At 67.1% G+C, this 20,975-nt stretch carries 15 protein-coding genes; 10 read left to right on the top strand and 5 right to left on the bottom strand.

Annotated features, from left to right (window positions below; all coding sequences use genetic code 11):
- Window positions 1–30: 30 nt before the first annotated feature.
- Window positions 31–1,080 carry a proline iminopeptidase-family hydrolase gene (locus VGI12_00530; GenBank protein ID HEY2431125.1) on the top strand — a complete coding sequence of 350 codons (1,050 nt, stop codon included), beginning with the start codon at window positions 31–33 and terminating at the stop codon, window positions 1,078–1,080.
- 27 nt (window positions 1,081–1,107) lie between these two features.
- Window positions 1,108–1,896 (top strand): DUF4159 domain-containing protein, encoded by a 789-nt coding sequence (locus tag VGI12_00525; protein ID HEY2431124.1) that lies wholly within the window; start codon window positions 1,108–1,110, stop codon window positions 1,894–1,896.
- Between the two features lie 19 nt (window positions 1,897–1,915).
- Here VGI12_00525 and VGI12_00520 read toward each other — a convergent pair whose 3' ends face one another.
- Together VGI12_00520 and VGI12_00515 are read right to left on the bottom strand one after the other, a co-directional pair.
- Window positions 1,916–2,401, bottom strand: a complete 486-nt coding sequence (locus tag VGI12_00520) for a hypothetical protein (protein HEY2431123.1) — start codon at window positions 2,399–2,401, stop codon at window positions 1,916–1,918.
- Window positions 2,402–2,517: 116 nt separating this feature from the next.
- A complete protein-coding gene (locus VGI12_00515) occupies window positions 2,518–5,043 on the bottom strand; it encodes a glycoside hydrolase family 127 protein (protein ID HEY2431122.1) in 2,526 nt (841 codons plus the stop codon).
- A gap of 171 nt (window positions 5,044–5,214) precedes the next feature.
- Here VGI12_00515 and VGI12_00510 point away from each other — a divergent pair, with 171 nt between their 5' ends.
- Genes VGI12_00510 through VGI12_00495 form a run of 4 tightly spaced genes read left to right on the top strand, consistent with a single transcriptional unit; the run spans window position 5,215 to window position 10,780 of the window.
- On the top strand, window positions 5,215–7,638 hold the full coding sequence (locus VGI12_00510) for a beta-L-arabinofuranosidase domain-containing protein (GenBank protein HEY2431121.1): 2,424 nt from the start codon (window positions 5,215–5,217) through the stop codon (window positions 7,636–7,638).
- Window positions 7,639–7,678: 40 nt separating this feature from the next.
- Window positions 7,679–9,403, top strand: a complete 1,725-nt coding sequence (locus VGI12_00505) for a ribulokinase (protein ID HEY2431120.1) — start codon at window positions 7,679–7,681, stop codon at window positions 9,401–9,403.
- Entirely contained in the window at window positions 9,390–10,127 is a 738-nt protein-coding gene (gene araD / locus VGI12_00500) for an L-ribulose-5-phosphate 4-epimerase AraD (protein ID HEY2431119.1), read from the top strand. The genes VGI12_00505 and araD overlap by 14 nt, the downstream gene beginning before the upstream one ends.
- Entirely contained in the window at window positions 10,124–10,780 is a 657-nt protein-coding gene (locus VGI12_00495) for an HAD family phosphatase (GenBank protein ID HEY2431118.1), read from the top strand. The genes araD and VGI12_00495 overlap by 4 nt, the downstream gene beginning before the upstream one ends.
- A 10-nt stretch (window positions 10,781–10,790) precedes the next feature.
- Here VGI12_00495 and VGI12_00490 read toward each other — a convergent pair whose 3' ends face one another.
- From VGI12_00490 to VGI12_00480, 3 genes are read right to left on the bottom strand one after another with little or no spacing between them, the layout of a single operon-like run.
- Window positions 10,791–11,753, bottom strand: coding sequence for a sugar-binding protein (locus VGI12_00490; GenBank protein ID HEY2431117.1), 963 nt, complete (start codon window positions 11,751–11,753; stop codon window positions 10,791–10,793).
- A 31-nt stretch (window positions 11,754–11,784) separates the two neighbouring features.
- A complete protein-coding gene (locus tag VGI12_00485; GenBank protein HEY2431116.1) occupies window positions 11,785–12,744 on the bottom strand; it encodes an ABC transporter permease in 960 nt (319 codons plus the stop codon).
- A complete protein-coding gene (locus VGI12_00480; protein HEY2431115.1) occupies window positions 12,741–14,264 on the bottom strand; it encodes a sugar ABC transporter ATP-binding protein in 1,524 nt (507 codons plus the stop codon). Before VGI12_00480 ends, VGI12_00485 begins: the two co-directional genes overlap by 4 nt.
- 32 nt (window positions 14,265–14,296) lie before the next feature.
- Here VGI12_00480 and VGI12_00475 point away from each other — a divergent pair, with 32 nt between their 5' ends.
- The 4 genes from VGI12_00475 to VGI12_00460 are packed head-to-tail and all read left to right on the top strand — an operon-like array spanning window position 14,297 to window position 20,939.
- Window positions 14,297–15,418 carry an aldose epimerase family protein gene (locus tag VGI12_00475; protein ID HEY2431114.1) on the top strand — a complete coding sequence of 374 codons (1,122 nt, stop codon included), beginning with the start codon at window positions 14,297–14,299 and terminating at the stop codon, window positions 15,416–15,418.
- 14 nt (window positions 15,419–15,432) lie between these two features.
- Window positions 15,433–17,676, top strand: coding sequence for a TIM-barrel domain-containing protein (locus tag VGI12_00470; protein HEY2431113.1), 2,244 nt, complete (start codon window positions 15,433–15,435; stop codon window positions 17,674–17,676).
- A 21-nt stretch (window positions 17,677–17,697) separates the two neighbouring features.
- A complete protein-coding gene (locus tag VGI12_00465; GenBank protein ID HEY2431112.1) occupies window positions 17,698–18,846 on the top strand; it encodes a hypothetical protein in 1,149 nt (382 codons plus the stop codon).
- The gene (locus VGI12_00460; GenBank protein ID HEY2431111.1) at window positions 18,846–20,939 is read left to right on the top strand and encodes a VWA domain-containing protein; all 2,094 of its coding nucleotides are present in this window, start codon (window positions 18,846–18,848) and stop codon (window positions 20,937–20,939) included. Before VGI12_00465 ends, VGI12_00460 begins: the two co-directional genes overlap by 1 nt.
- Window positions 20,940–20,975 lie beyond the last annotated feature (36 nt).

Genomic DNA, 20,975 nt, shown 5'->3' with positions numbered 1-20,975 from the left:
GGCGCATCGAGTTGGGTACAATCCAGCGGCATGAGACTTTTTGTCGTCGGTGCGGTGTGTGTGCTGGTTGCGGGCTGCGCGAGGGCGCAGGCGCCTGGAGCAGGGCAGGCTGGCACGACGGCACAGCCGAACGCCTACTTCGACAACGCCGGCCGTCCCGACGTGCTGGCCGGCGGGGTGCGGATGATTCCGATCACGACGCCCGCCGGCAGTTTCAAGGTGTGGACCAAGCGGGTCGGCAGCAATCCGCGCATCAAGGTGCTGCTCCTGCACGGCGGTCCCGGCGTCACACACGAGTATCTCGAGGCGTTCGACAGCTATTTCCCCGGCGCCGGCATCGAGTACTACTACTACGATCAGCTCGGTTCGTACTATAGCGACCAGCCGGACAAACCGGAACTGTGGGAGCTGCCGCGCTTCGTCGAGGAAGTGGAGCAGGTCCGCCAGGCGCTGGGCCTGACGAAGGACAACTTCTATCTCTTCGGCCAGTCGTGGGGCGGCCTGCTCGCCGCCGAGTACGCGCTCAAGTATCAGCAGAACCTGAAGGGGCTGGTCATCTCCAACATGATGATGAGCATCCCGCAGTACAACGAGTACGCGCAGAAGGTGCTGATGCCGGCGATGGATCAGACCGCGCTGGCCGAGATCAAGGAGCTCGAGGCGGCGGGGAAGTACGAGGATCCGCGCTACATGGAGCTGCTCATCCCGAATTTCTACACCCAGCACCTGCTCCGGATGCCGCCCGATCAGTGGCCTGATCCGGTCACGCGTGCGTTCAAGCACGAGAACCCGAAGATCTACGTGCCGATGCAGGGGCCGAGCGAGATGGGCGCCAGCGGCAAGCTCGCCAACTGGGATCGCACCAAGGACATCCACAACATCGCGGTGCCGACGCTCGTCATCGGCGCCAAGTACGACACGATGGACCCGGCCCACATGGAGTGGGTGGCCAAGCAGCTGCCCAAGGGACGCTTTCTGTTCTGTCCCAACGGCAGCCACCTCGCCGAGTACGACGACCAGCAGACCTACTTCCGCGGCCTGATTTCCTTCATCCTCGACGTGGATGCGGGAAAGGCGTAGGCTTACAGTGTTCGCGCCGGAGGTTCCATGCGCCGCCTCGTCCGACCGTTTCTGATCGCCGTGCTGGTGGCGGCGTCCGCGCTGACCGCGGCGGCACAGCGCCGCTGGAACATGTCGCCGATCGACGTGCCCATCGATGCGGCCCCCAACTACGACGGGCGCTACGTCTTCGCCCGGCTCAGCTTCACCACCGGCCCCGGCGGCTACTACTACGGCGGCCTGCCGGCGTGGGCGCACGGCTACCTGCCGATTCGCGAAGGCTCCAGAGCCGAGAACAACATCGTCAGAATTCTGAACGCGGTCACCGACATGAACCCGCACGTCGACGGCACGCGGGTGGTGAACATCGGCGATCCGGCGCTGTTCCAGTACCCCGTGGTCTACGCGACCGAACCGGGGTTCATGGAGCTCTCCGACAAGGACGTCATCGCGATGCGCCAGTACCTGCTGAAGGGCGGGTTCATCATCTTCGACGATTTCCGTGGGCCATACGACTGGGAGAACTTCACCGAGTCGATGCAGCGCGTGCTGCCGGGCGAGCACCTGCGCGAGATTCCGCTCACGCATCCGATCTTTCACTCGTTCTTCGACATCCAGACGCTGCAGTTCCACCAGGCCTACGACCGCGGCACGCCGATGTTCTTCGGCCTGTCCGACCACGACAATCCGAACAAGCCGCTCCAGATCATCGCCAACTACAACAACGACGTCTCGCAGTACTGGGAGTGGTCGGATACGGGGTTCGCGCCGATTGATCTCTCCAACGAGGCGTACAAGCTCGGGGTCAACTACATCATCTACTCGATGACCCATTGAGCCCCGGCGCGGGGACGGGCTACTTGCCGGTGCAGCTGTCGCCGAACGGGGTCAACCTCTCGGCGTCGACGACGACCACGTTCTCGGCAGGATCCGGGGCACTGCCGCTCATGCCCGCCGCGCTGCTTCCGCCGCCGACGACCACCCGCCCGCCCTTGAATTTCATCCCCGGCTCGATCAGCGCCGACTTCTTGATAATCCCGACGATCTCCACGTGCATCCCGTCGTTCTTCTTCACGAGCTCGATCACGTCCTTCTTGCCCTCGACCCGAAACGACTTGCTGTGGATCGGGATGCCTGTGGTCGTATCGGGCTGGCGCACGTCGTAGGCGCGGATGACGCGCCCCTTCAGGCAGCCCTCGATCGTCGCTCGAAGCGAGTCGTTCGGCACCTTGGGAAGCGTCTCCTGGGGCTGCGGTTCCTGAGCTTGGGGAGCCTGACGGGGCGGCGCAGCGGCCAGCGGCACGACGGCGAGCAGAAGGGCGAGCGTCAGACGAACGTGCATCGGCAACCTCGAGTGGACGACTGGCATAACCACGATATCACCTTTGATCGACGGTCCAAGCCGTCCAGGCGCCGCGATCCCGACAGGCCGATCGCATTTTCAGATCACCGATCTGCTCACTTCACCGTCCACTTCTGCACGCCGGCTGACACGCCAGCCTGCATGGTCAACTCGAGGCGCAGCGCGCTGGTCGTCACCGGCGCGAAGCGGACGCTGTTGAAGCGATCCCTGGCGACGCCGTACTCCATTGAGGCGTGGACCGGTTTCCACTCGTCCCCTTCCCGGTAGAGGAGGCGCCACGACTGCGGCACGCGCACTCCGCCGCGCCCGGTGTCGTCGAACCAGTAGACCTGCGCTGCCGAGATCGTGGACGGCTTCGCGAACGCCATCTCGATCCATTCCCCGGTGGAGCACGGACGCGCCTGCCCTCCGGAGTCTCCAGGAGGAGCGGGGGGAGCGGACGGGCATCCGTTGCGCGGCCACCAGTCGAAGTACGACGTCGAGTCGTTCGAAGCCGACGGCGTCTCGCCGTCGATGATGTTCTGGATGCGTCTGGTGCTCGGCGAATTCGTCAGCGTCGAGGTGGTGGCCACGGTCGGGTAAGGCGTCGGCTTGGCCGCCGCGTCGGCGGTCGCAATCCACACGGCCATCTGGCCGCGGCCGCGGTTTGCCCAGGTCGCGTAGGGGATGGCGACGAACGGCTGCTGGACCTTGCGCACCTTTCCGGCTGCGTCGTAGGAGAGCCCGAACGCCGGTCCCGTGATCACGTCGACGCCGTTCAGGAGATCGTCGCGAAACGCCGCCTTCAGGGCGCTGGCGCCAGGCAGGACGATGTTCCTGACCTTGCCGTTGGGATTGTCGGGCCACTCGGCGGCATAGACGATCGGACCGCGCTGCAGCGCGACGCGATCGCGATCGGCCGCGACCTTGTCGTGGGCGGCGATGCGCCGGACGGGCATCGGGAGGTTCAGCTCGATCGTGTCGCCGGCGTTCCACGTCCGCGTGATCGCGGCGTAGCCGTCGGCGCCGACCGTGAGCGGGACCGGCGTGGCATTGACCGACAGCGTCGGCGCCGGTGCCGCCGCGTCCGCATAGCGATAGAGATCCGATGGGACCGGCTGCTCGCGCGCCCAGCCGGGAATCCGGACGTCCACGGTGAAGGCGCGCGCGGTGTCTGGCGTCAGTCGGATCGTCACCGCACCGTCCCACGGATAGCGGGTGTGCTGTTCGACCTTCAGCTTGCCACCCGCGAGATCGACGTCGGCGCTGCCGCCGGCGTACAGGTTCACGTAGAGCGTGTCCGCTTTCTTCGCGTAGATGTAGCCGGGCACCGAGGCCATGAAGCGGGTGATGTTGCCGGGGCAGCAGGCGACCCCGAACCACTCCTGCCGCGCATGCTGGCCATTCGACTCGAGCGGGTTCGGATAGAAAAAGGTGTCCCCCTTCAGCGAGACGCCCGAGATAAGCCCGTTGTAGAGCGTCCGCTCCATGATGTCGATGTACTTGGCGTCGCCGTGCAGCAGGAACTGCCGGTGGTTCCAGTAGTCCATGCCGACCGAGGCACACGTTTCGTTGTAGGCCGTCATGTTCGGCAGCTCGTACGGATCGCCGAATCCCTCGTGGCCGGCCGCGGCGCCGATGCCGCCCGTGAGATAGAGCTTCGACTTGACGAGGTTCTCCCAGATGCGATCGCCAGCCGCCTCGATCTTCGCGTCGTTCTCGAGCGCCGCCACGTCCGCCATGCCGGAATACATGTACATGGCGCGGACGGCGTGGCCGACCGGCTCGCTCTGATCGATGACGTGCGCCTGCGCCTGGTTGTACTCGAGTCCGCTGGGGTTGATGGTCTCGCCGGGCGGGACGGTGTCGGGGCCGCGCTGGTCGATCAGGAATCTTGCCAGGGTCAGGTAGTCCTCGCGGCCCGTGACGCGGTACAGCTTCACGAGCGCCATCTCGGTGATCTGATGCCCCGGCCAGATCGTCCGCTTGCCAGGGCCGAAGGTGTTCACCAGCAGGTCGGCCGCCCTGGTGGCCACGTCGAGGAAGTTCTTCTTGCCCGTCGCCTGGTAATGCGCGGCGGCGGCCTCGAAGAGGTGGCCGAGATCGTAGAGCTCGTGGCTGTCGTTGCGCTCGTTCACCCAACGTTGCTTCCCCGACCAGCGGTGCGGGTTCTCCGGATTGATCGTGCGCGTGGTGTAGATGTAGCCGTCGGGCTCCTGCGCCGCGGCGATCTTGGCGATCAGGCCGTCGACGTAGGAGTCGAGCTTCGGATCCGGCTGCACGCTGAGCACGTACGACGCGCCTTCGATCACTTTGTAGAGATCGGTGTCGTCGAACGGATAGCCCGGCGCCTTCATGTCGTGCGCTTCACCGCGCAGCGCCTGTGCCGCGCGCTCGAAGTTGTTGACGCGGCCGCTCTCCTCGCATTTCTGGAACGCAGCCGGGATAGTCACCTTCCGGTTCGTCTCGATCCGCGGCGCCCAGAACACGTCGTCCAGCTTGACCGCCGTGAACGGCACCGGCTGGACGGGATAATCGGGCCGATCCTTCGCCAGCGTCGCGAGCGACGCAAAATGCGTCTGCGCGGCGAAATCGACCAGAAGCGCCGTCAGGATTACCAGCGTGTACCGAAGGATTCTCATTGCGTGCTCCGCGCCGTCTGATGCTCGAGCGCCTGCTGGTCCGGCGGCGACCAGCAGGACCTTCCCCTGCAGGTGCCCTGAGCCGACGCCGCCCCAGTCGTCAGAGACAGCGGGACAAAAACGGGTGCAATGCGCGATACTCCGCTCATGCGGATCTCCTTTGGCAGGCGAATGGTATATCAGAAACTCGCGGTGCTCGGCGCGACGGCTGGCGTGACGGCCGCGCTGGCGGCGCCTCGGCTGAGCGCGGAGCGAACGGTGCGGCAGACATCTGAATCCAGGCGTGCGACCCCGAAGATCGCTGAAACGGCGCAACCGTTGCCGCTCGAAGCGGTGCGGCTGACCGGCGGTCCGCTCAAGCGCGCGCAGGAACTCGACGCGCAGTACCTGCTGGCGCTCGAGCCCGACCGGATGCTGTCGTTCTATCGCACGCGCGCCGGATTGCCGAAGAAGGCCGAGCCGTATGGCGGCTGGGACGGGGAAGGGCGCCAGCTGACCGGGCATATCGCCGGCCACTACCTCTCGGCGATCAGTTACATGTACGCGGCGACCGGCGACGTCCGCTTCAAGCAGCGCGCCGACTACATCGTCGACGAATTGAAGGTTGTGCAGGACGCGCACCAGAACGGCTATCTGGGAGCCATCATGAACGGCGAGCAGGCGTTCAACGACCTGGCCGCCGGCACGATCAAGTCGGCCTCGTTCGATCTGAACGGCCTCTGGTCGCCGTGGTACACGCTGCACAAGACCTACGCCGGGCTGCGCGATGCCTATCACTACACCGGCAACCAGAAAGCGCTCGACATCGAGACCAGGTACGCGGAATGGGCGGCGCAGATCCTGTCGAAGCTGAACGACGAGCAGACGCAGAAGATGCTGGGGACCGAGTTCGGCGGCATGAACGAGGTGCTCGTCGACCTCTATGCCGACACCGGCGATCGGCGCTGGCTCGATCTGTCGTACCACTTCGAGTATCGGGCCGTGGTCGATCCCTGGAAGGAGCACGAGGACGATCTGAGCGGCCTGCACGGCAACGCGACGATTCCCAAGGCCATCGGATCGCTGGCGCGCTTCATCTATACAGGCGACCTGAGCGACGGCTTCGGCTCGGCTTTCTTCTGGGATCGCGTCGTCAAGCATCACACCTTCGCCACCGGCGGCCACGGCAAGGACGAGTACTTCCGCGAGGCCGACCATCTGAGCAACATCGTCGAAGGGCGGACGGCGGAGAGCTGCAACGTCTACAACATGCTCAAGCTGACGCGCGAGCTGTTCGCACTCAGGCCCGACGAGGAGTATGCGGCGTTCCAGGAGCGGGCGCTGTTCAACCACGTGCTCGGATCGATCGATCCAACCGACGGCAGCACCTGCTACATGGTGCCGGTCGGGCAGGGTGTGCGGCGCGAGTATCAGGACCTGCTGCCGACGGCGACCAATCAGGGCAGTTTCACTTGCTGCGTCGGCACCGGCATGGAGAACCACGCCCTGCATGGCTACGGCCTGTATTACACGGCGCCGCAGAAACTGTGGGTGAACGTCTACACGCCTTCAACGGCAGAGTGGAGCGCCGAAGGCGTCAGGGTCGCGATGGACACGACGTTCCCCGAGGGTGACGACGCGAAGATGACGCTGACGCTGGCGTCGCCGAAGACATTCACCGTTGCGATGCGGCGTCCGCAGTGGGCCGGCGAGGGCTTCGGTGTGACGGTCAACGGTCAGGCCGTTGCCGCCTCGTCGATCACGCCGCCCGGCTCGTACGTCGAGCTGACACGCGCCTGGAAGTCCGGTGATACGATCGCGCTGGACATGCCGAAGGCGCTGCGCCTGGAGCGGCTGGCGAACGATCCGCATCGCGCGGCGATCATGTGGGGGCCGCTGGTGCTCGCCGGCGACCTCGGGCCCGAGCCGGCGCGTACCGGGCGCGGCGGCGGCCAGACGCCCGTCAACATCGACATCCCGGTGATCGTGAGCGCCAGCGCGACACCTGCCGACTGGATCAAGCCGGCGGCCGACAAGGCGGGTTCGTTCCGGACGCAAGGCGTCGGGAAACCCCACGAGATCGATCTCGTGCCGTTCTATCGCCTGCACCGGCACGTCTACATGGGCTACTTCGATCTGTATACGCCGTCAGACTGGACGAAAAAGTCCGCTGACGCATCCGCTGCCGTCGATCGCCAGCACCAGATCGAGGCCGCGACGATCGCGTACGTCCGGCCCGGTGATGCCGCGCAGGAGCGCACCTACAACCAGCAGGGGGACAACGCGCCGATTGCGCGCGTCGAGGGGCGCGCCGGCCGCGGCGGCCGGGGATGGTTCTCGTATGACCTGCCGGTCGAGAGCGCCCACCAGAACGTCCTGGTTGTGACGTATCACGCCGACAGCCGGCATCCGCGGTCCTTCGACATCCTCGTCGACGGCCAGGCCGTCGCGCAGGAGCGCTTCGAGGTTGCGAGCGAGGATCGCTTCTTCGACCACGAGTACGAGATCCCGCTGGCGCTGATTCCGCAGGGAAAGGCCAAGGTGACCGTCCGCTTCCAGGCGAGCGGGGGCAGCGACATCGCCACGGTGTACGGCGTGCGCGTGGTGCGTCGCTAGCATCCGCCGTCAGACTGCACTCGTTGTTGTTCAGACCACCATGGCCACCTATACCATCGGCATCGACTACGGCACCAATTCCGTCCGCGCCGTCATCGTCAACACCACCGACGGCAGCGTGGCCGGCGCCCGCGTCTTCGATTACCCGAGCGGCGATCACGGCGTGCTGCTCGACCCGAAGCAGCCCCACCTGGCGCGGCAGAACCCGGCCGATTACATCGAAGGTCTGCGAGCGGCCGTCGCAGGGGCGCTTGCGGAGGCCGAGACCGCCACCGGCGCGTTCAGCCGCGACCAGGTGATCGGCATCGGGGTCGATACGACCGGCTCGACGCCGCTTCCGATCGACGCTCAGGCTCGGCCGCTGGCGATCGATCCCGCGTGGCAGACGAACCTCGCCGCACACGCCTGGCTCTGGAAGGACCACACGTCAGCGGCCGAGGCGGTCGCTCTCACCGAGATCGCCAGGTCCTACAATCCGGAACTGCTCGCGCCGATCGGCGGCACCTACTCGTCCGAGTGGTGGTGGTCGAAGATCTGGCATTGCCTGAAGGTGGCCCCGGACGTGTTCGACGCAGCGGCGAGCTGGGTCGAGCTGGCCGACTTCGTCCCCGCCGTCCTCGCCGGCGTCACCGATCCGCGCGCCATCGTCCGATGCATCTGCGCCGCCGGCCACAAGGCGATGTACTCTGACGGCTGGGGAGGGCTGCCGCCGAAGGCGTTCCTGACGCGGCTCGACCCGAAGCTCGCTGAGTTGCGCGACCGGCTCTACGACAGGGCGCTGCCGCCGGGCACCCCGGCCGGCGCGCTGAGCGCGAACTGGGCGCGCGAATTCAGGCTGCGCGAAGGCATCGCCATCGCGATGGGCGGCTTCGACGCGCACTACGGCGCGGTCGGGTCCGGCATTCGCACTGGCACGCTCGTCAAGATCATCGGCACCTCCACCTGCGACTGCGCGATCGCGCCGGCGTCCACGCCGATGGCCGACGTCCCCGGCATCTGCGGCATCGTCAACGGCTCGATCATGCCCGGCTACTACGGCATCGAAGCGGGGCAATCGGCCGTCGGCGACCTGCTCAACTGGTGGGTCGACGGTATTTGCGACGGAGACGACTCGCTCCACGTGTCGCTGTCCACCGAGGCCGCTGCCCTGAAGCCGGGGGAGTCGGGGCTCGTCGCGCTCGACTGGAACAACGGCAACCGTACGATCCTCGTCGACACTCGGCTGACCGGGCTGATCCTCGGCCAGACGCTGCACACCACCCGCGCCGAGGTCTACCGCGCGCTGATCGAAGGGACGGCGTTCGGCGCCCGCGCCATCGTCGAGCGCATGCGCGAATACGGGGTGCCGATTGAGCGCGTCGTGTGCTGCGGCGGCATTGCCGAGAAGAACGCCGTCTTCATGCAGATCTACGCCGACGTCATCGGCCAGCCGATGCTGATCGCGGGTTCGCCGCAGACGCCGGCGCTCGGCTCAGCCGTGTCCGCGGCGGTCACCGCGGGCGCGAAGGCCGGGGGCTACGACTCATGGACCGACGCGCAGGATCGCATGACGACGATCAAGGCGAAGCGCTTCGAGCCGAGGCCCGACGCCAGGGTCGTGTACGATGAGTTGTATGGGATCTATCGCGAGCTGCACGACGCGTTTGGCTTGCCCGCCGAAGCCTCGGCGAAGGTGGGCGGCGGCGCCGGCGCCCGAACGGATCTGGGCTCGCTGATGAAGCGTCTGCTCGCGCTCAAGGAGAAAACGGTCGTTGCAACTGCGTGACGTGGTCTTCCGCGCCAACCGGCGCCTCGCTGAAACCGGACTGGTGTTGGGTACGTTCGGCAACGTCTCGGCGGTCGATCGCCGCGCCGGCGTGATGATGATCAAGCCGAGCGGCGTGCCCTACGAGCGTCTGACCGCGAAGGACATGGTCGCCGTGTCGCTCGGGAGCGGCAAGGTCATCGCGGGCAAGCTGCGCCCCTCGTCCGATACCCCGACGCACCTGGCGCTGTATCTGGCGTTTCCCTCGATCGGCGGCATCGTTCACACCCACTCGGAGTATGCGACGGTCTTCGCGCAGGCGCGCCTGCCGATCCGCTGCATGGGCACCACGCACGCCGACTATTTCTATGGCGACATTCCGGTGACGCGCCCGATGCGCGAGGCGGAGATCGAGCGCGACTACGAGATCAACACCGGCGGCGTCATCGTCGAAACATTCACGGAGCAGAAGCTGTCGCCCGACGCGATGCCGGCCGTGCTGGTAGCCAATCACGGTCCGTTCACCTGGGGCAAAGATCCGTTCGAGGCGATCGAGCGCGCCGAGGCGCTCGAGTTCGTCGCGCGGCTGGAGTGGAAGGTGCGCGCCCTCAATCCCGACGCGCCCCGGCCCGACCCGTGTCTCGTCGACAAGCATCACGGCCGCAAGCACGGGCCCGACGCCTACTATGGTCAAGAAAAGGAAGGGAAGGACGCGAAGGACACGAAGGGGCGTCGCGCCAGATGAGCGTTCCTTCGCGTCCTTCTGCAGTCTTATGGGATCTGGACGGCACGCTGGTCGATTCCGAGGAGTTTCACTGGCAGGCCTGGCGCGACATCCTCGCGCCGGAGGGGCTGTCCATCAGCTACGAGCAGTTCCTCGCCAGCTTCGGCAGGAAGAACGATCCGATCATGCGTGAGTGGCTCGGCTCGGGCTATACGCCGGAGCGATCGGCGCAGCTCGCCGATACCAAAGAAGCCGAGTACCGCCGGCTCGTCGCCGCGCACGGCCTGACGCCGCTCCCCGGCGCGCGCGACTGGCTGACCCGGCTGCACGAGGCCGGCTGGAAGCAGGCCATCGTCACGTCGGCGCCGCGCGCCAACGCCGAGGTGATGCTGCGCGCGCTCGACGTCGACCACGTGTTCGAGACGGTGGTGACGGCCGAGGACGTGACGGCGGGGAAGCCGGATCCGGAAGTCTTTCTCACCGGCGCCAGGCGGCTCGGTGTGCCTCCGTCGCGGGCGATCGTCGTCGAGGACGCGGCCATGGGGATCGAAGGCGCGCGCCGCGCCGGCATCAAGTGCGTCGGCGTCAACGGCCGCGTGCCGCTGCCCGCCGACGTGGTGGTCAAGTCGCTGGTCGATCTGCCGCCAGACGCGTTCGATCGACTGCTCGGGTAGGCGCGGCGGCCTACGATCCGCTCTCCATCTTCTTCCACTTCGTGACGTAGTCGTCGACGTTCTCCTTGGTGACCACGTCGACGCCGGAGTCGATGATCGGAGAAGCGGGCATCTTGCCGTGCTTGATGTCGTAGAGCAGCTTCACCGACTCGCTGCCCCAGCCGAAATACTTCTGACCGACCAGGACGGTGACCTTGCCCTCGCGCAGCAGCGACAGCGCCGGCTCGATCGTATCGAACGAGATGAACTTCGTCTTCGCGGGGTCGACCGGGGCCGTGGCGTTGCGGGTGAACACGGGCCAGCCGCCGGTCGAGAGCCACGCCGCCAAGTCGGGATAGCGGGTCGTGCCGGCGGCGATGAACTCGGCGCAGCGCACCGTGTCCTCCTTGATGTCGTAGGTCTCGACGATCTGGATGCCGGGCGCCTTGGCGAGCGCTTCCTTGATGCCGTCGAGCCGCTGCTGCAGGTTGCTGGCGCCGACGCTGGTGATGATCGCTACCTTGCCCTTGCCGCCGAGCAGCCGGACGGCCTCCTCGCCCATGATGCGTCCGGACGCCAGATCGTCGACGCCGTAGAAGGCATAGCGCTTCGACTTCGGCGCGTCGGAATCCCACGTTGTCACAGGGATGCCGGCGTCGATCGCCTTGTTGATCGTCTCGGTCAGGAAGTCGCCGTTGAGCGACGAGATCGCGATCCCGTCCACGTGCTGCGTGATCGCCGACTCGAGGATCTCCTTCTGCTTCAGCTGATCGGGCGAGGCCGGCGCGTTCCACAGGATCTCGACGTTGCCGTATTCCTTCGCCTGGCGCTCGGCGCCGACCTTGGCGTAGTTGAACACCGGGATGTCGAGCGACTTCGGAATGATCATGAACCGCAGCTTGTCGGGCACCTTCCCGGCATCGTTCTTCGCCCCGCCGCAGGCGGCGGCAATTGCCGCCACAGCCATCACTCCGGTCAGCAACGCCTTACGCATGTACCCTCCACTGGGGACGGCCGGACGGCCCTCACCCGCGTTTCTTCAACAGCAGCTGGTCGACGACGACGATGACGATGACGACCAGTCCGACGATGAGCCGATCGTAGAACGTCGCGCCGGGAATCTGCGGCAGCGCGTTACGCAGCACGCCGAAGATCAGCGTTCCGAGCACGGCGCCGACGACCGAGCCGCGGCCGCCGGAGAGGCTCGCGCCGCCGACGACGGCCGAGGCAATGATATCCAGCTCGTAGCCGTTTGCCAGATCCGCCTTGCCCTGTCCCTGCACCAGGACCAGCACCACGCCGGACATGGCGGCAAGGATGCCCGAAACCACGTAGACCGACGTTTTGACCCGGCCGACCGCGACGCCGGAGAAGAGCGCCGCCGTCTCGTTGCCGCCGACGGCGAAGACACTGCGTCCCCACTGGAAGGCGGTCATCAGAAACTGGAAGACGAGGGCGAGCCCGATCAAGATGATCGGCGCGACCCAATCGGCCGGCAGTCCGAACGGTCGCCAGCCGCCGATCAGCCGGCTCGACACGTCGAAGTATTGTCCCTGGGTGATGATGAACGCGATGCCTCGGGTGATCCCCATCATCCCGAGGGTCGCGATGAACGGCGGCAGGCGAACGAGCACGATCAGGACCGACGTCAGCAGCCCCGACAGGAGGCCGACCAGGACGCCCGCCGTCATCGCCGGTCCCAGGCCCCAGCCCTGCACGACGAACAGATCCGCGGCCACGACGCCCGATAGCGCCATCACGGCCCCTGGGGCCAGGTCGATGCCGCCGGAAATAATGACGATCGCCGCGCCGATCGCGGCGATGCCGTAGATCGACGAGTACTTGAGGATCAGCAGGAAGTTGCCGGGATTCAGAAACGGGTGCGGCCGCGACCCGTCGGGCCAGAGCCACCAGGTGAAGAACAGCACCTCGAGAACCAGGATGCAGACGGTGCTGAACTCGCGCGCCCGCCAGAATCGCTTCATGCCGGGCCTCCGCCGCGACTCGGTGTTGGCGAGACCGTGTCGTGCGTCGCGAGCCGCATGACCGTTTCCTCGGTGGCGTCCGCCGCGAGCAGTTGGCCCTGGATGCACCCCTCCCGCATCACCAGGATGCGGTCGGACAGCGAGAGCACTTCCGGCAGGTCGCTCGACGCGACGAGGCAGGCCGCGCCGCGCGCCGCCTCGAGTCGGATGATCTCGTGGATCTCGAACTTGGCGCCGACGTCGACCCCCTTGGTCGGCTCGTCGAGCAGGATCACCTTGGGCGCGGTGGCCAGCCACTTGGCGACGACAATCTTCTGCTGGTTGCCGCCGCTGAGCGAGTCCGGCGGCACGTCGATGCCGGCCGTCTTGATGCGCCACCGCTCGACAAGCGAGTGCGCAGTCTGGCGCTCGCGCGCCGTCTGCACGAGCCGTCCGCCGCGCGCCGTCTGCTCGGGCAGCACGAGATTGTGCCGCACGGTCAGGTTGAACATCAGCCCCTGCCGCTGCCGCTCTTCGGGCACGAGCGCGATGCCGGCGCGTACCGCGTCGCGCGGCGACGCGACCCGGACTTCCTCTCCGTCGATTCGAATCCGGCCTGCTTCGGCGCGGTACAGGCCGAAGATCGTCTCGAGGAGTTCCGAACGGCCGGAGCCGACCAGCCCGAACAGCCCGACGATCTCGCCGCGGTTGACGGTGAGCGAGACGTTCGTGAAGGCCGGCCGCCTGCCAAGCCCGTCGACCGACAGCGCGAGACCGGAGCCGGACGGCGCGATGCGGGTCGCGCGCGGCGGCAGGTCGCGCCCAACCATCGCCCGGACGATGTGATCGGGCGTGACCTCGCGGCGGTCGCACGTCTCGACGTAGCCGCCGTCGCGCAGCACCGTGATGCGGTCGCATAGGCGAAACACTTCCGGCAGCCGGTGCGACACGTAGAGCAGCGTCGTGCCGCGCGCCTTCAGCTTCTCGAGCACGGCGAACAGGTGGTCGGTCTCGGCATCGGTCAGCGACGTCGTGGGCTCGTCGAGCACGAGAATCCGGCACTCGAACGCCAGCGCGCGCGCCACCTGGAGCAGCTGGCGGTAGGCGGTCGACAGCGACGCGGCCGGAGCATCGGGTGACACCGGCAGGTGCAGCTCGTCGAGCAGCAGGCGCGTCCGCTGCCGCATCGCCGCGTGCTGCAGCCGGCCGCCACGCGTCAATTCACGGCCCGCGAAAATATTCCCGGCGACGCTCAGGTTCTCGAAGCAGAGCATCTCCTGGTACACCATGCCGATGCCGCGCTCGAGCGCTTCGCGCGGGCTGCCCAGGTGCAGCCGCTCACCGCGCCAGTGAATCGCGCCGGAGTCGGGCTGGATGATGCCGGCGAGAATCTTGAGCAGCGTCGACTTACCGGCGCCGTTCTCGCCCATGAGCCCGTGCGCCTCGCCTTCGGCGACGTCGAAGCTGACCCCGCGCAACGCGCGGACGGCGCCGAACGAGCGGCTGACGTTCTGGAACTGGAGCCCGGCGGAAGGCGGCACGCGAGAGAGGATTCTATGTCATCATGCGCGCCATGTTCATACCGATTCGCTGGGCCGCGGCCGTGCTGGCCCCGGCCCTGCTCCTCGCCGCATCCGTCACGAAAACCACGACCAGCGCGGTCTACGCCGGAAAGCCGATCGAGATGGTGACACTCAAGAACAGCCACGGCATGGAAGTCCAGGCCATCACCTATGGCGCGATCATCACGTCGATCAAAGTGCCGGACAAGAACGGCACGATCGCTGACGTCGTGCTCGGCTTCGACTCGCCCGAACCGTATTGGCACGAGCCGACGCCGCCGTATTTCGGCGCGGTCGTCGGGCGCTACGGCAACCGCATCGCCAAGGGGAAGTTCACGCTCGACGGCAAGAGCTACACCCTGCCGATCAACAACGCGCCGAACTCGCTGCACGGCGGCGACAAGGGCTTCGACAAGCAGGTGTGGACGGTGACCACCAAGGACGCCGCGAACCTGCCGTCGGCGACCTTCTCCCGTACCAGCCCGGACGGTGAAGAGGGCTATCCCGGCACCCTTCAGGCGCGTGTCACCTACACGCTGACCGACAAGAACGAGCTGATCGTCGACTATCACGCAACCACCGACAAAGCGACGCCCATCAACCTGACCCAGCACAGCTACTTCAATCTCGCCGGCGAGGGGAGCGGGACGATCCTCGATCACGTCCTGACGATCGACGCCGACCGCTACACGCCCGTCGACACCACCCTGATTCCGACGGGCGAGCTGGCGCCCGTCCAGGGGACGCCGTTCGACTTCCGCAAGCCGACGGCGATCGGCGCGCGCATCAACGATCCGAATCCGCAATTGAAGAACGGCAGCGGCTACGATCACAACTGGGTGCTGAATCGCAAAGCCGCGGGGCTGCAGCACGCGGTGACGGTGACCGATCCGAAGAGCGGCCGCACCCTCGACATCTCGACCACCGAACCCGGCGTACAGTTCTACACCGGCAATTTCCTCGACGGCACGATCAAGGGGAAGGGCGGCAAGGTGTATGTCCTGCGGTCGGCGCTCTGTCTGGAGACGCAGCACTACCCGGACTCGCCGAACCAGAAGAACTTCCCGTCGACGATCCTGCAGCCAGGCAAGAGCTACGACACGCGCACGGTGTTCGCCTTCAGCGCGAAATAGCCTGACGCGCTCCCATGAACCGTCGAAGCGCCTTGAAGGGTCTGGGCCTGGCCGGCGCGGCCGCGTGGCTCCGCATCGACGCCGACGCACAGGGCCAGCCGCTGAGCGTCGCCGGAACGCCGGTTGAGGTGCGCCTCTCGTCGGTTTCGCCGACGACACTACGGCTGCTCGTCGCCGCGCGCGAACCTGGCGCGACGTTCAATCCCGACGGCGCTCTGGTGCCGCTCGACGAACGGCAGATCGGGAATTCGGCCGGCAGCTACACGTTTGGCGCGCTGCGGGTCACGATGGCAGCCTCGCCGCTGACGGTGCGGGTCGCGGATGCCACGGGACGCGCCATCCAGGAACTGACGCTGGACGAGCGCGGCGCGTTCCAGTTCCTCGCCGGTGCTGCTCCGTTGCTCGGCTTCGGCGAGGGTGGCGCCCAGTTCGATCGCCGCGGCGTCGTCGACCCGATGCGCAACGGGCAGGGCGGCTACCAGTTGCGCACGCACGGCGGCCGCGTTCCGATTCAGTGGCTGATCGGAACCGAAGGCTGGGCAGTCTTCATCCACCAGCCCTTCGCCACGTTCGATCTCAGGGAGGACCGCGTCAAGCTGACCGCGGCATCGCCACTGCCGCTCGACTGCTTCCTCGTCGTCTCAAAGGACCCGGCGGTGATCATGCGCGAGTACGCGCGGATCACCGGACTGCCTGAGATGCCGCCGCTCTGGTCCTTCGGCTACCAGCAGTCGCACCGTACACTCGCCGGCCCAGACGAAGTGATGGGGATCGCCAGAACGCTGCGCGAGAAGAAGCTGCCGTGCGACGCGTTGATCTACCTGGGCACGGACTTCTGTCCGTCGGGATGGAATACCCACAACGGCGAATTCGAGTGGAAGAAGGATGTCTTCCCGGACCCGAAGAAGGCGATCGACGAACTCCACGCGCTCCACTACAACGTGGTGCTCCACGTCGTCATCGAAGGGAAGCATCTGACCGGCACGGTCAGCGATCCGTGCACGACCCCGGAGCGCAGCGGCCGCACCCCCGACGCCAGCGGCGACCTTACGAAAGGCACCTGGCCCGACGAGCGCAGTGTGGGCTGCTACTGGCCCCATCACAAGGGAGTCTTCGACCTCGGAATCGACGGCTGGTGGCCCGACCAGGGCGACGGGCTGGACCCGCCGTCGCGGCTGAACCGCATCCGCATGTACTGGGAAGGATCGCAGCTGTGGCGCCCGAACGAGCGCCCCTACGCGCTGCACCGCAACGGCTACAGCGGCATGGCGCGATACGGCGCGTTCCTGTGGTCGGGCGATGTCTACTCGACGTGGGAGACCCTGAAGACGCACGTGCCGGTGGCCGTCAACGCCGGGCTAAGCGGCATTCCGTATTGGGGCACAGACATCGGCGGGTTCGTGCCGACGCCCGAGCTGCTGGGCGATCTCTACGTGCGGTGGTTCCAGTTCGCGGCGTTCTGTCCACTCTTCCGCGCCCACGGCCGGACGTGGCATCTGCGGCTGCCGTGGGGGTGGAACACCGGCGAACTGGGTCCCGAGGAGACCTCGACCTACTCCGGCGCCGGCCGTCCACCCGACTCCGAGCTGCACAACGCGCAGGTCGAGCCGATCTGCCGCAAGTTCCTCGATCTGCGTTACCGCCTGATGCCGTACCTCTATTCGGCGGTGCGCGAGACGACGCTGACCGGGATGCCGCTCCTGCGCGCGATGTGGCTCCACTATCCCGACGACCCGGCGGCGGTCGCGCGCGGCGACCAGTACCTCTGGGGCCGGCATATCCTCGTCGCACCGGTCGTCGAGAAGAACGCGACCGCGCGCCGGCTGTATCTTCCGCGCGGATCCTGGTTCGACTTCTGGACGGAAGCCGGCGTCGACGGGGGCAGGGAGGTCGAGCGTGCCGTCGATCTCGAGACGATGCCGATCTTCGTTCGGGCGGGCGCAATCATTCCGATGGGGCCGGTCAGGCAGTACACCGCCGAGCCGAGCGACGCTCCGTTGAGCCTCACCGTCTATCCCGGGAGCGACGGCGAGTTCTCGGTGTTCGAAGACGACGGGCGTTCGTTCGCCTACCGCAACGGCGGCTGGATGGGGCTGACGCTGCGCTGGACGGATCGGACGTCGCGGCTGTCGATCGAGTTGACGCCAGGTTCGGCGATGCGGCCGCCGCTGAGCCGCACGATCGTGGCGCGCGTGGCCGGAACGAAGCGGACGCAGACGGTGACGTTCTCGGGCCGCCCGCTGTCGTTCGGCCTGTAGCGAAATCGCTATACTCAATCGATGACTCGCGGCAGCACGGCCCGGCTCGGGATCCTGGTGATCGCCGTGTCGGCGCTCTGCCTGTGCCTGACCTCGACCTCGCGGCCGCGCGGCGAGGCACTTCCGGATCGGCTCGACGACCACACGTTCTGGACGCTGGTGAACGATTTCTCCGAGCCGGGAGGGACGTTCCGATCGGACAACCTCGTCTCGAACGAACTGGCGTTTCAGCAGGTGATTCCGCGGCTGCGGACCGACACCACCCCGGCGAGCGCCTACATCGGGGTCGGTCCCGATCAGAACTTCACCTACATCGCCGCCCTCAAGCCGCGGATCGCGTTCATCGTCGACATCCGCCGGCAGAACATGCTGCTGCACTTGATGTACAAGGCGATCATCGAGCGATCGCCGACTCGCCTGGAGTTTCTGGCGCGGCTGTTCTCGCGAAAGCCGCGCGCCGATGTCGCGGCGGTCGCCGGCCCAGACGAGCTGCTCGCCGCGTTCCAGGGCGTCGAGCCGAGCGCGCTGGCGTTCGAGCGCACCCGCCAGGACATCCGCGCGACCCTGCAGGCGCACGGCTTCGACCTGACGGCGGCCGACTTCGGCACCATCGACTACGTCTTCGGCGCGTTCTACAGCGCCGGCCCTGACATCCGCTACTCGTTCGGACGCGGCAACGGCTGGCAGCCTTTCCCGAACTACCGCGATCTCATGGTCGAGAAGGACCTCGACGGCGTGCAGCGCAGCTACGTGGCGTCGGAGGACCTGTACGGGACGCTCCGTGACTTCGAGCTGCGCAACCTGGTGGTGCCGATCGTCGGCGATTTCGCGGGTCCGAAGGCGCTCCGCTCGGTGGGGCGCTACCTCGAAGTGCATCGCGCCACCGTCAGCGTGTTCTATACCTCGAACGTGGAGCAGTACCTGTTCCGCGGGGATCTGTTCCAGCACTTCTACGGCAACGTGGCGGCGCTGCCGATCGACTCGCGCAGCACGTTCGTCCGCGCCTACTTCCTGAACCAGGGGCGGCCGTTCCGGATCGATCCGGGCCAGCCTCAGACACTGGGCCCCCGCTCGGAGCAGCTCCTCAACCCGATTCACGTGCTCCTGGCGGCGTTCAGCGAGGGGCGCATCGGCAGCTACTTCGACGTGATCGATCTGTCGCGCCAGTGATGTTGAAGGCAGCCGCAGTTATGGGGTTCGCCTCGGCGCTCATCCTGCAGAGCCAGGCGCCGACGTTCCGCACGAGCGTCGATCTCGTGCAGGTGGACGTCGTTGTCGTCGACAAGGATGGCGCGCCGGTGCGCGGGCTGCAACCCGCAGATTTCGTGCTGCGCGATCGCGGCAAGACCCAGGCGATCGCGAGCTTCGACGAAGTTTCGCACGACGCGGCACGCGCGCGGGCGGCTGCCGCGTTGCCGGCGGGCATCAGGCACGACACGGCCGACAACCAGGATGCGCAGGCGAGCCGCCTCGTCGTGCTGGTCGTCGACGACCTGCACATCTACCGGGAGCGGAGCGAGCGCGCCAAGGTGATCGCCCGGAGCGCCCTGGCCGAGCTCGGGCCGCAGTCGTCGATGGCGGTGCTGTTCACGAGCGGCGACCACAGCACCAACCTCAGCACCGATCGGTCGGTGCTCGCGGCCGCGATCGAGACGATCAAGGGACGGCAGTCGTGGCGGCGTCCGCACACGGCGAGCGACGCGCAGACCGTGCCGCGGGTCGATCCGGAAGCCGATCCGCTGGCGGTCCTCGATCGGATCGGCCGCGTCCAGCAGTCGAGCATGCAGGATTTCTTCGACAACCTGACGCAATACAAGCTGTTGCGGGACGCCGCCCGTCTGCTCGGCAGCGGCGACTCCAGGAGAAAGGCGTTCGTGCTGATCTCCGAGGGGATCGGCAAGGATCTGCACGGGCTGTTCGGGGCGATGACTCCGGCGGGCGACGTCCCCGAAGGCGGCGCCGCATACGCCGCCGGCGACGTCAGCGCGCTGGCGACCGTGGCGCCGGCGACGTATCACGACTTCGCGCTCATCGACATGATGGACGCGATGCGCCGCTCCAACGTCGCGGTCTACGCGATCGATCCGCGCGGCGCGGTGGCCTCCGGCGACCTGCTGCGCGAATGTGCGCCGGGTGTGCTGAACTTCGGCGATCGCGATCCCTGCTCGCAGGGACTGAGCGACTTCGAGAGCCCGCTGCGCCAGGCGCAGAGCGGGCTCCAGATCATGTCGGAGGCGTCGGGCGGTTTCGCGGTCACCAATTCCGACGACTTCACCGGCGGCCTCGAGCGGATTGTCGAAGATCTCGATCACTACTACCTGCTGGGTTTCTATCCGGCGGAGCAGAAGGGCGGCAGTTTCCGGACGCTCGGCGTCGCCATCCCCGGCCATCCCGATTGGCGGCTGCGCTTCCGCCGCGGCTACGTACCGAGCGGCCCCGCCAAGCCGTCGCGGAACGCCTCCGAGATGGTGGCGCTCTCGGCGGGAGTGCTGCCGAAAGGGGATCTCCCGATGCGGCTCACGGCCGTCGCCCTGCCCGACCCGGCGCCCGGGCTGACGCGCGTCGCGCTGGCGCTCGAGGTCACCGCGGCGGTGCACGACCTCCGGGATCCCGACGGCCGGCTGCGCGACACGCTGACCTACGAGATCCTCGCGGTGAACGACAAGAAAGCGCGTGTCCGTTCGCTCGGCGGTCTCGAAGGGCGCCTGACGCTGGTGCCGACGGGCCGTCCCCAGGACGCACCCTCCATGGTCTCGTACCAGGTCGGCGAGGCGATCGAGCTGCCGCCAGGGCGCTACGATCTTCGCGTGTCGGCGACCAGCGAGCGCCTGCAGAAGGGCGGGAGCGTCTATCTGGATCTCGACGTCGCCGATCTGCGCGCGACTCCGGTCGCGATCGGCGGCGTGGCGCTGGCCTATGCAGGTGGCGCGCGTGTGGCGGTGGCGCCTCCGCCCGCCAAGCGCGCCCCCTCGTCGCTGCCGTTCGCCCCGACGCTGGATCGTGTATTCGCGGCGTCCGACACGCTGCGCGTGTACTTCGAGGGGGTCTCGCGGGGCCCGCACACCAGTGCGTCGCTGGATGTTCTCGACGCCGCCGGCACGCGGGTGCTGACGGTGGTGCCGGCCGTCGAACCCGGCGACCCGATACGCGTCACCGACACCCTTCCGCTGCGCAATCTCCAGCCGGGGCCGTACACCCTCCGCGCCACGCTGACCGACGGATCGCGACAGGCGACCCGTGACGTCGGGTTCGCAGTGCGCTGAGCGAGTCCCCAACCTCCGGCACCCGACCTCCAACCG

This window comes from Vicinamibacterales bacterium (assembly GCA_036496585.1).
Lineage (GTDB): Bacteria > Acidobacteriota > Vicinamibacteria > Vicinamibacterales > 2-12-FULL-66-21 > JAICSD01.
The sequence above is the reverse complement of the archived record's forward strand: the minus strand, read 5'-3'. Positions and strand labels throughout refer to the sequence as shown.

What these genes read in the sequence shown, in the direction of transcription:
- VGI12_00515 (HEY2431122.1), bottom strand. Translation starts at nt 5,043, where the DNA reads ATGAGAATCCTTCGGTACACGCTGGTAATCCTGACGGCGCTTCTGGTC.
- VGI12_00465 (HEY2431112.1), top strand. Translation starts at nt 17,698, where the DNA reads ATGACTCGCGGCAGCACGGCCCGGCTCGGGATCCTGGTGATCGCCGTG.
- VGI12_00530 (HEY2431125.1), top strand. Translation starts at nt 31, where the DNA reads ATGAGACTTTTTGTCGTCGGTGCGGTGTGTGTGCTGGTTGCGGGCTGC.
- VGI12_00505 (HEY2431120.1), top strand. Translation starts at nt 7,679, where the DNA reads ATGGCCACCTATACCATCGGCATCGACTACGGCACCAATTCCGTCCGC.
- VGI12_00475 (HEY2431114.1), top strand. Translation starts at nt 14,297, where the DNA reads ATGTTCATACCGATTCGCTGGGCCGCGGCCGTGCTGGCCCCGGCCCTG.
- VGI12_00485 (HEY2431116.1), bottom strand. Translation starts at nt 12,744, where the DNA reads ATGAAGCGATTCTGGCGGGCGCGCGAGTTCAGCACCGTCTGCATCCTG.
- VGI12_00520 (HEY2431123.1), bottom strand. Translation starts at nt 2,401, where the DNA reads ATGCACGTTCGTCTGACGCTCGCCCTTCTGCTCGCCGTCGTGCCGCTG.
- VGI12_00460 (HEY2431111.1), top strand. Translation starts at nt 18,846, where the DNA reads ATGTTGAAGGCAGCCGCAGTTATGGGGTTCGCCTCGGCGCTCATCCTG.
- VGI12_00490 (HEY2431117.1), bottom strand. Translation starts at nt 11,753, where the DNA reads ATGCGTAAGGCGTTGCTGACCGGAGTGATGGCTGTGGCGGCAATTGCC.
- VGI12_00510 (HEY2431121.1), top strand. Translation starts at nt 5,215, where the DNA reads ATGGTATATCAGAAACTCGCGGTGCTCGGCGCGACGGCTGGCGTGACG.
- VGI12_00470 (HEY2431113.1), top strand. Translation starts at nt 15,433, where the DNA reads ATGAACCGTCGAAGCGCCTTGAAGGGTCTGGGCCTGGCCGGCGCGGCC.
- VGI12_00495 (HEY2431118.1), top strand. Translation starts at nt 10,124, where the DNA reads ATGAGCGTTCCTTCGCGTCCTTCTGCAGTCTTATGGGATCTGGACGGC.
- VGI12_00525 (HEY2431124.1), top strand. Translation starts at nt 1,108, where the DNA reads ATGCGCCGCCTCGTCCGACCGTTTCTGATCGCCGTGCTGGTGGCGGCG.